Source organism: Streptomyces sp. NPDC046870 (assembly GCF_040704595.1).
GTDB lineage: Bacteria > Actinomycetota > Actinomycetes > Streptomycetales > Streptomycetaceae > Streptomyces > Streptomyces argyrophylli.
In genome coordinates this window covers 21,531-30,444 of sequence record NZ_JBEYXM010000045.1, presented here as the reverse complement: position 1 = coordinate 30,444, position 8,914 = coordinate 21,531, and the positions used below count along the sequence as shown (strand labels likewise).

Here is an 8,914-nt window from a genome sequence, read left to right as displayed (position 1 = left end):
CCGACCTCCTCCGCCTTCAGCGCGATGGCGACCATGGCCTTGATCCGCTCGCGCTCCGTCGGCGTCCGCCCCGTGGTCGGGTCCGGCGTGACATCACCGACCGAAAAGATCCCGAACTGGGTGGATATTGCAGGGTGTTGCACGGATGTCAAGGGGTGTCCTCGGACTCGACGGGCCTGGTGACTCGACGCTATGACGCCGATTCGCCCCGAATGACTTGTCCGCGCACAGCTCTGTGACCCGGAGTGCACGGTGTGCCTCCGCACCGCCCGGCGACGTCGTCGGCGGCGGTGGGGTGCCTTGGCATGCCGGGCCCGTGAGCAGCTACGGGCCCGGCGCGAGCGCTGCGAGCCCGTCGTGTTCGGGATTTCCTCCGGGAGGGGAATCCCCGGCGTCCCGCGCCGCCCGCGACCCGGACGAGTCCGCCGGGGTGGCGGCCGCGGTCCGGATCAGCCGCCGAGGAAGCCGGCACGCACGCGCCTCCCGCCGTACGCCGGTCGGCGGACGTCCGGCCCGGCGCACGTCACCGTGACCACGACCGCGGCCGGAGGGTGCGCCCGCGCAGGAAGCGGCGCACACGGGCCCGGGCTCCGGTCATGGCCGACAGGACCTGGTCGGCGGCCGGTGGCAGGTCCAGATCGTCGGTCACGGACACCTCGACGCCTCCGCTGTACAGGGACGACAGGTTGTAGAGGAAGGTGCCCAGCGTCGCCAGGCCCGTGCCCAGGACGACCTCCACGGTGACGACGCCGATCCCGATGGCCAGGACGGTGCTCAGGTCCGGCAGGACGTCCGGTGCCATGGCCTCCATCAGGACCCAGAGGACGACCGTGGTGGCGAGCGCCAGGATGCCGACCCCCGCGAGGAGCAGGCAGCTCGTCACCATCACCGACCAGGGGTCGCCCTCGGATACGCGCATCCGGATCGTCCGGGGCCCGGGGGCGGTGGACGCCGACGCGGGCCCGGTGCGCTCGACGACGCCGGACTCCTGAGGAGACGCCTGCGGCTCTTGCGGCTCCTTTGCCGGAACCGGCCGCTCCGTGAGGCGGAGAGATGCGGGGGAGCCGTCCTCCGGGGAGCTGAGGGTCCGGTCGTACCGCGTCACCGCCACCTGCTCTCCGGCGGTGGTCGGGGGCCTGCGCCTGGCTCGAAACATGCCTGTCTCCCTGACTGGCCCGGCGGCCTTCGCGGTGCCCTCCCGCAGCGAACGGGCCTCCGTCGGCCGCCAGGCGGCCTCCGGGGCCTGCTGGTCCGTGCCTTCGACCGTATGGGCGACAGGGCGCCCCCGCACCCGGACGAGGTACCCGGGCCCGGCCCCGCGCACCGGCCGCGACGGCACGGGAGCCGCCTCACGGCGGGCCGGACCGGGCCCGCCGGACGGCACCGGGCCGCACCCGGACGGTGCCGCCGAACGGGTGTACGGGCGCGTCCGCCGTACGACGGACACGTGCCCCGAAGGGCGGAATCCCGAGGGGCGCGGTGACGGCCGGCGTCCTGGCTCAGCCCGCCCGTCGGGCGCCCTCGGACGCGCGCGTCCTCCACTGGTCCCGGGTCATCCGCCAGATGACGTGGAGCCCCACCTCGCCGGGGGCCGTGGGCCCCTCGGGCGCCCGTACGCGTCCGACCTCGGTGAAGCCCAGGCGGGCGGCCACGGCCCCGCTGGCCGGGTTGGCGGCGTCGTGATGGATCTCGACGCGCTCGATGCCCGCCAGCCGCAGGCCCTCGCGGACGAGCGCCCCCGCAGCCGTCGTGGCGAGCCCCTGTCCCGTCCAGCGGTGGTGGAGCCAGTAGCCGATGTCGAGCCCGCCGGCACCGATGCGCCGGTGCAGTCCGCAACTGCCGGTCACCACGCCGTCCACGGTGATCGCGTAGCCGAAGGCCTGCCCGGTCTCCCACTCCTCGTGGGTGCGGGCCAGGTAGCCGGCGGTCTGCTGCCGGCCGGTGTCGGCCGCCCAGGGCATCCACGGCACGAGGTGGTCCAGGGACTCGGAGATGGCCCGGTCCAGGGCATCGAGATCGGTCGTCCGCCACCGGCGCAGTACGACCCGGTCGGAGGTGAGCGTTTCGGCAGGCTTGTCCATGCCCGGATGTTCTCGCAGCCCGGCTCGGAGCCACAACGCGATTTGTCCGGGCCGCCGTTCGCGCGGGCGCGGCCCGCGGGGGCGCCGGGGGAATCAACCGGTGAGGGGCGCACATCCGCCGCCCGGCCGCGGTGTCCGAGGCCGGTACCGCACGGCGCTCGGCGTGGTCCCCCTGGCGGAACCGCCAGGGTCTTTCGTTCGGATCACGCCGGATCAGGGCGCGGTGCCAGGGCCCGCGAGCCGGGCATGATCCGAACGAGAGGCCCTAGGGCGTGTCCGCAAAGTATTGGCGTCGTTGGTCTGTTCATGGTGCGTCGTCATGAGCTGACCGATGAGTCGTGGGCGGTGATCGAGCCGTTGCTGGCCCCGCCGCGGATGGGCCGCCCGGTGCGGGACCGTCGCCAGGTGGTCAATGGCATCCTGTGGAAACTGTCCACCGGTGCGGCCTGGCGGGACCTGCCCGAACGCTACGGGCCGTGGAAGACGGTCTACGAACGCTTCCGCCGCTGGTCCGCCGACGGCACCTGGGACCGGCTCCTGGCCCATGTCCAGCAGCACTCGGATGCTGTTGGCACGGTCGACTGGACGGTCGTGTGTGTCGACTCCACCACCGTGCGGGCCCACCAGCATGCGGCCGGGGCCCGAAAAGGGGGCCCTGGCCGGGCGAGGCGATCGGCCGGTCCCGCGGCGGGCTGACCACGAAGATCCACCTCGCCTGCGACGGACAGGGCCGGCCACTGGCCTTCACCATCACCGCCGGAAATGTCAACGACTGCACCCAGTTCGAGCAGGTCATGGCCCGTATCAGCGTCCGCCGGTGCGGGCCCGGACGGCCCCGGACCCGGCCCGAGCGGGTCGTCGCCGACAAGGGCTACTCATCCGTGAAGATCCGCTCCTACCTGCGCCGACGCGGGATCAAGGCGGTGATCCCGGAGCGGATCGACCAGATCAACGGCCGCCTCCGCCGCGGCGAGAGCCTGTGCCGGCTGGACCGGGCCGCCTACCGGCGCCGCAACGTCGTCGAGCGTTGCTTCAACCGGCTCAAGCACCACAAGGCCCTGGCCACCCGCTACGACAAACGCGCCCGCCACTACCAAGCCCTGGTCACCCTCGCCTGCCTACAACTCTGGCTGCCCTGACATTGCGGACACGACCTAGGCATCCGGGCGGGTGCCGCGGGTCGCGCCCGCCGACGCGGCCACCACGCACAGCACCGCCAGCCACTGTGACCAGTGCAGCGACTCGCGCAGCACGACGAGACCGACGAGCGCCGCCATCGCCGGTTCGAGGCTCATCAGGATGCCGAACACGCGCGGGGGGATCCTGCGCAGTGCTTCCAGGTCCAGCGAGTACGGGATCACCGACGACAACAGTGCGACGCCGAGCCCGGCGAGCAGGATCCACGGCTGGAGCAGCGCCGTACCGCTGTCGGCGACGCCGAACGGCACGGCCACCAGCGCCGCGACGGCCATGCCCAGCGCCAGGCCGTCGCCTTGCGTGGTGTGCCGGCCCAGTGCCGCGCCGAGCAGGATGTACAGGCCCCAGCACGTTCCCGCGGCGAGGGCGAACAGGAAGCCGACGAGGTCGAGGTCGCCGCGTCCCTCCATCAGCAGGACCACACCGCCTGCCGCGAGCAGGGCCCAGAACGCGTCCAGCCATCGCCGCGCCCCGGCCAGCGCCACCACCAGCGGCCCGAGGAACTCGGTGGTCACCGCGATGCCCAGCGGGATCCGGGCCAGGGACAGGTAGAAGCACAGGTTCATCAGGCCGAGAACCACGCCGTAGCCGAGCACGACCGTCCAGGCGCGACGGCGCATACGCGGCGACGGCCGCCACAGCGCCACCAGCACCGCCGCCGCGAAGAACAGCCGTAACGCGACGGTCCCGAAGCTGCCCACCGCGCTGAACAGGTGCTTGGCCAGTGCCGAGCCCACCTGCACGCTGACGATGCCGAGCATCACCAGCGCCGTCGGCGGGATCGCGCCGAAGCCACGTCCGGCCGACGCGGTCAGCGAGAACCGGGGGGACGCGCCGTGTTCCGCCGTGTCGACCTTCATCATGGCCACGCCGTGATTATCGACGGCCGGACGGGACGCGTCACGTGATTTACCCGGGCCGCGCCGTGACCTCCTGGCCGTAGCCTTCGTGTTCGTGGGTCCAGTGACACGTGCCGGGTGACGCACGTCGGGCGGCAAGCCGCGCACGACCCACCTGCCGGAGACGGTCAGAACGTCCACCGCGTGTGCGAGTACACCCCGTCGTCCCGGCCGAAGCCGTACGCCGTGGCCGGGGTCAGCGCGAACACCACCGCGTCCCCTCGCCGGAACGCGTCGCCGATGCCGTGGAAGGGGCCCTCGGGCGAGGTGATGTGCGGCCCGTACTTCGCCTCGTACGCCGTGATCACCCGCTCCAGAACCGCCCGGTCGGTGACGGGCTCCGCCGTGCCCTCGACGACCAGGTCGAGTCCTCGGGTGAGGGAGTTCCCCCCGGTCGTCAGTGCGCAGTGCGCGTCGTGGGCGAGGTTCCGCGCCTTCTGTTCGCCGGGACCGGTGGCGAAGTACAGCACCCCGTCGTGCCAGGCGGCGATGACGGGGGTGACGTGCAGCCTGCCGTCGGGCCGCACCGTGGAAGCCCAGAAGACCTCGGCGGCCTCCAGCCGTCGCTCGGCCTCGGCCCACTCGGTGGCGGTGACGTCCGCGGCACCCGGGCGGGGGTTGGTCGCGGAGCTGTAGCGGGCGTCGAGCTCGGCCGTGGGGGAAGTCGCTGGGCCTTGTGCGGGCATGGCGGTTCTCTTCCCTTCCGGAGACACCTGACGAGACCAGGTGGAGACCGACCCGGGGTCCCCGCCCGCTTCATCGTCCCCGGCCGCCTGCCGCATCCCGTGCCGGACACGCCGCGCGGGACCCCGGCCGGCTCACGTGTCCCGCCGTGCCCCCGGCAGCCCGTCGATCATCAGGGCGATGGTGAAGTCGAAGCGGTCCTGCACGGTCCCGGCGGTCAGCTCGGCGGCGTAGCGCTTGGTCCGGGGGAAGGTGTCGGGCAGCGCGGCGAACCGGCGCAGCAGTTCCTCGCGGCCGACCACCCAGGTGTCGTCGCTCCGGCTGAGCCGCTTGTTCGCCAGGGAGACCTCCAGGCTGTAGGCGTTGACGTAGAGCTGGAGCGAGTCGATCGCCCAGGCGGCGACCTGCGGGTCGATGCCCCCGGCGAGGAGGATGGCGAGCATTCCCTCGCTGACGCGCAGCGTGTCCAGATGGGACGGGGCGGCGGCGAAGGCCGCCCGGGAGATGCCCGGGTACCGCAGGTACTGGTCGCGCAGCTGGGCGCAGACGCCGGTGATCTGCTGCCGCCAGCGGGCGGGGTCCGGCTCGGGCAACTCGATCCGGGCGCACAGACGGCCGATGAGCAGTTCGTCCAGGTCCTCCTTGTTGACCACGTGGGCGTACAGCGACGACGGTCCCGTCTCCAGCGCGGTGGCCACGCGCCGCATCGTCAGGGCGTCGTAGCCCTCCTTCTCCACGATGGCGAACGCGGTGCTGATGATGGCCTCGACCGTGATGGGCTTCTTGCGCCCGCCGGACCCGCGCCGGGCCGTGGGTGCGGCCGGACCGGTGCCGAGCTGGTGCCGTGCTGCGCGCCGCTGCTGCGGGGTCGGTGACATGCGGGGCAGTCTACCCAGTCGGCGAACGGCGTTCGGTGAGACCGCGAACAGTGTTCGGTGCCGCCGAGGGCGATGCCCGGTGCGGTAACGGTGACGAACAGTGTTCTGTGTCACTAAGAACGGCGTTCCTGTTGTCTCGAACAGCGTTCGCCTATAGAACACCGTTCGTGTCCATCAACCAGCAGCACGCACCCCAGACATCCACCACGCCCGCGCCACCGCGTACCGCCTGGCTCGTCCTGGCCGTCGTGGTCCTCGCCGACCTCATGGATCTGATCGACTCCAGCATCGCCAACCTCGCCGGCCCCTCCATCCGCGCCGACCTCGGCGGCGGCGAGGTGACGGTGCAGTGGGTGCTGAGTGCCTACACCGCCGCCTTCGCGCTCGGCCTGGTCACCTCGGGACGGCTCGGGGACCTGCTCGGGCGCCGACGGCTGTTCCTCCTCGGCATGACCGGCTTCACCCTGGCCTCGCTGGCCTGCGGCCTCGCCCCGGACCCGGTCTTCCTGATCGTCGCCCGCACGGTGCAGGGCCTGTGCGGATCGGTGATGATCCCGCAGGGCCTCGCTCTCGTGAAGGTCGTCTTCCCGCCCCAGCACCTGCGCAGGGCGCTCACCCCGGTCGGCCCGCTGATGGGCCTGACCACGGTGGGCGGGCCCCTCCTGGCCGGCTGGCTGCTCCACCTCGACCTGTTCGGCAGCCAGTGGCGCTCCATCTTCCTGGTCAACGTCCCGTTCGGCGTCGCCGCCGCCCTGCTGGGACGGCGCGTCCTGCCCCGCCACGGCGGGGAGGACCCGGCCGCCCGCCTCGACCTCACCGGCGTCGGCCTGCTCACCGCCGCCTCCGCCCTGCTGATCGTCCCGCTCATCCAGGGACGCGATCTCGGCTGGCCCGTCTGGACCTACGTCATGATGGCCGCCGCCGTCGTCCTGCTCGCCCTGTTCGTCGTCTCCCAACGGCACAGCGCGCACCCGGTCATCACGCCGTCGCTGCTCCGCAAGCGCAGCTTCGTCGTCGGCCTGGTGATCGTGGCCGGCTTCCACGCCTCGTTGAGCGCCTTCGTCCTCGTCGTCAACCTGCTGCTGCAACAGGGCATGCACTGGACCCCGCTGCACACGGGCCTCGCGCTGCTCCCCTGGGCCCTCGGCACCGCCGTCGCCGTCCTGCTCTCCGGCGCCGTGCTCGCCGAGAAGCTGGGACGCGCCGGCCTGCGCGGGGGACTGGCCGTCGCCGTCCTCGGCCTGCTCGGCCTGTGGTGGTCCGTCGCCCACTGGGGCGCCGGCATCACGGTCTGGAAGCTGGCGCCCGCCCTGCTGCTCACCGGCTTCGGCTCCGGACTGGTGTTCGTGCCGCTGGTCGACTTCATCATCGGCGACGCCACCGCCGAGGAAGTCGGCACCGGCGCGGGTCTGCTCAACGCCGTCCAGCAGTTCGCCGGTGCCCTGGGCGTCGCCGCCCTCGGCACGGTGTTCCTCGCCCGGGCCGGGCACCCCTCCGTCCCTTCCTCGCTCGCCGCCGCGGAACTGGTCTTCGTCATCGCCGCGGGCCTCAACGCCCTGACGCTCCTGCTGGTGGGCCTGCTGCCCAGGCACGCCCGGCGGGCGCACGGCTAGGGCCTCTCGTCTGGATCAGGGCGCGGCCCAGGGCCCGCGAGCCCGGCATGGTCCGAACGGAAGATCCAGGACCCGGCCTGGGACGACGGTGCTGCCACGCTCCTCCAGAAGTCCCGCATCAGCGGCGTCGGCGTCGGGTTCTCCATCGCCACCTGCGTGAGCAGGATCGCGACCGTGCCCGTGGCCGGGACGATGTGCGCCGTCGTGCCCGTGCCGCCCACCCAGCCGTAGCGGCCGGGCACGTTCCAAGGGTCGGCCGGGGTGACGTCGACCTGGCCGCCGTAGCCCCAGCCCTGACCCTCCAGGAACAGCGTGGCGCGGGCGCGCTGCTCCGCCGTGAGGTGGTTGCCGGTCATGCGGCTGACCGAGGCGCGGGTCAGCAGGCGCCGGCCGTTGCCCTCGCCTCCGTGCAGCAGCATGCGGGCGAAGGCCAGCCAGTCGTCGGCCGTGGAGACGAGGCCCCCGCCGCCCGAGTGGAAGCGCGGCAGGCGGCTCCACTGTCCGTCGGGGGTGTCCGCCGGTTGAAGGGTTCCGTCCGGGGACGGGCTGTACGACGAGGTGAAGCGGTGCCGCTTGGTCTCCGGGACCTCGAAGGCGGTGTCGTGCATGCCCAGCGGCTCGAAGACGCGTTCCGCGAGGAAGTCGGGGAGCGTACGGCCCGACGCGCGGGCGACCAGGATGCCCTGGAGGTCGGAGGAGGTGCCGTACAGCCAGGCCTGTCCCGGGTGGTGCAGCATCGGCACCCGCGCGAGGAGGCCCAGCCAGGTGTCCGGGTCCGGCCAGTCCTGGAGGGCGCGGCCGTCCTTCTGCACCGTGAACAGGGACCGCACCGCCGGGAGGGAGAAGTCGTCGGGGAAGCCCCAGCCGGTGCGCGAGCTGAGCAGGTCCTCGACCGTGATCGGGCGGGCCGCCGGGACGACGTCGTCGACCGGGGCGTCGGGGGTGCGCACCACGTCCGGCTCCGCCAGCTCCGGCAGCCACCGCTCGACCGGGGCGTCCAGGGCGAGCCGCCCCTCCTCCACGAGCATCAGCACCGCCGCCGCGGTGACGGGCTTGGTGAGGGACGCGATCCGGAAGAGGGAGTCCCGCGCCATCGGCGCCGTCCCGCCGGTGTCCAGCGAGCCGGCGGTCACCACCTCCACGTCGTCCCCGCGGGCGACCAGGCCGACGGCGCCCGGCACCCTCCCCTCGTCGACATACCGGTGCAGGGTGTCGCGCAGCGCGTTCATCGGTGGCCTTCCGGTCGGGTGGTCGTCAGGTGTACGACTCCGGAACCGACGGGAAATCACCGCTCCACCGTGACTGTCCGCGCCCGGGGCGCGGAACCGGCGCACCGGGACGCAGGGGCCCGGGCGAGCGCGGCGGCGTCCGGGTGGTCACGCCTCCGCAGCGGTGCCGTGGACGGGGTTCCTTCCAGGACGGCTTCCGGGCGCCCGAGCGGGTCCACGACCACGGCCTCCCGCCCGCGCCGGGTTTCCGTGCACCGGGCGTCCGGCGAGGACGTGTCCGGCCCGGCCGTCGGCCCGCTCACCGAACCGCCCGGCACGGGCAAGCCCGGTGTC

General features: G+C 73.0%; 7 protein-coding genes and 2 pseudogenes. 2 read left to right on the top strand and 7 right to left on the bottom strand.

The window, feature by feature from the left end; all coding sequences use genetic code 11:
- The 3 genes and pseudogenes from AB0946_RS40835 to AB0946_RS40825 form a co-directional block, all read right to left on the bottom strand.
- Positions 1 to 143 (bottom strand): annotated as a pseudogene (locus tag AB0946_RS40835) (5,10-methylene tetrahydromethanopterin reductase); the annotation flags it as partial.
- Positions 144 to 523: 380 nt separating this feature from the next.
- The gene (locus AB0946_RS40830) at positions 524 to 919 is read right to left on the bottom strand and encodes a DUF3566 domain-containing protein (protein ID WP_366765801.1); all 396 of its coding nucleotides are present in this window, start codon (positions 917 to 919) and stop codon (positions 524 to 526) included.
- Between the two features lie 580 nt (positions 920 to 1,499).
- Positions 1,500 to 2,081: a GNAT family protein gene (locus tag AB0946_RS40825; protein WP_366765800.1), complete on the bottom strand. Its 582-nt coding sequence runs from the start codon at positions 2,079 to 2,081 to the stop codon at positions 1,500 to 1,502.
- Between the two features lie 306 nt (positions 2,082 to 2,387).
- On the opposite strand from AB0946_RS40825, the pseudogene AB0946_RS40820 reads away from it, so the two are divergent.
- Positions 2,388 to 3,220: pseudogene (locus tag AB0946_RS40820) on the top strand (IS5 family transposase).
- Positions 3,221 to 3,235: 15 nt separating this feature from the next.
- Here AB0946_RS40820 and AB0946_RS40815 read toward each other — a convergent pair.
- The 3 genes from AB0946_RS40815 to AB0946_RS40805 form a co-directional block, all read right to left on the bottom strand.
- Positions 3,236 to 4,141: an EamA family transporter gene (locus AB0946_RS40815; protein ID WP_366765804.1), complete on the bottom strand. Its 906-nt coding sequence runs from the start codon at positions 4,139 to 4,141 to the stop codon at positions 3,236 to 3,238.
- Positions 4,142 to 4,305: 164 nt separating this feature from the next.
- Positions 4,306 to 4,863 carry a pyridoxamine 5'-phosphate oxidase family protein gene (locus AB0946_RS40810; protein WP_366765799.1) on the bottom strand — a complete coding sequence of 186 codons (558 nt, stop codon included), beginning with the start codon at positions 4,861 to 4,863 and terminating at the stop codon, positions 4,306 to 4,308.
- Between the two features lie 132 nt (positions 4,864 to 4,995).
- A complete protein-coding gene (locus tag AB0946_RS40805; RefSeq protein ID WP_366765798.1) occupies positions 4,996 to 5,739 on the bottom strand; it encodes a TetR/AcrR family transcriptional regulator in 744 nt (247 codons plus the stop codon).
- Positions 5,740 to 5,906: 167 nt separating this feature from the next.
- Between AB0946_RS40805 and AB0946_RS40800 the strand changes: the two genes are divergently transcribed.
- Entirely contained in the window at positions 5,907 to 7,352 is a 1,446-nt protein-coding gene (locus tag AB0946_RS40800) for an MFS transporter (protein ID WP_366765797.1), read from the top strand.
- Here AB0946_RS40800 and AB0946_RS40795 read toward each other — a convergent pair.
- The gene (locus AB0946_RS40795; RefSeq protein WP_366765796.1) at positions 7,349 to 8,581 is read right to left on the bottom strand and encodes a serine hydrolase domain-containing protein; all 1,233 of its coding nucleotides are present in this window, start codon (positions 8,579 to 8,581) and stop codon (positions 7,349 to 7,351) included. The two genes, AB0946_RS40800 and AB0946_RS40795, sit on opposite strands and share 4 nt — an antisense overlap.
- Positions 8,582 to 8,914 lie beyond the last annotated feature (333 nt).